This is a genomic window from Glaciimonas sp. GG7 (genome assembly GCF_052976905.1).
Window position 1 is genome coordinate 1 of the sequence record NZ_JBRIIQ010000249.1, and the last position, 335, is coordinate 335.

At 48.4% G+C, this 335-nt stretch carries 1 protein-coding gene; it reads right to left on the reverse strand.

The genetic code is table 11. The annotated features are described in order from the left end of the window. Window positions 1-189, reverse strand: a 189-nt coding sequence (locus tag ACVBEF_RS21385; RefSeq protein WP_447125903.1) for a bactofilin family protein, incomplete at its 3' end; no start/stop codon positions are given. Window positions 190-335 lie beyond the last annotated feature (146 nt).

The window sequence follows — 335 nt, forward strand, 5'->3', positions numbered from 1 at the left end:
CCGTATTTCGCCCTCCACCCGCGCATTGTCGGAAATCTCCAGCATTGCCATCGATCCCTCCTCTGCGACAACATTTCCCTTGATGTGGCCGTCAATACGCAGACCGCCCTTGAAATGTACATCGCCTTGAATTGTTGTCGATGCACCGATCAGACTCTCGATGGCATTTTTTACTTTGCGGTTGAACATATAAGACCTCTTCCTCTCATACCGGGTTACTTTGATTTTTTACTATTCATGGCAGCACAGGTACGTGCATCAAACCGGTCGTCTCATCTAAACCGAACATCAAATTCATACATTGAACGGCCTGCCCGGATGCACCCTTGACCAAA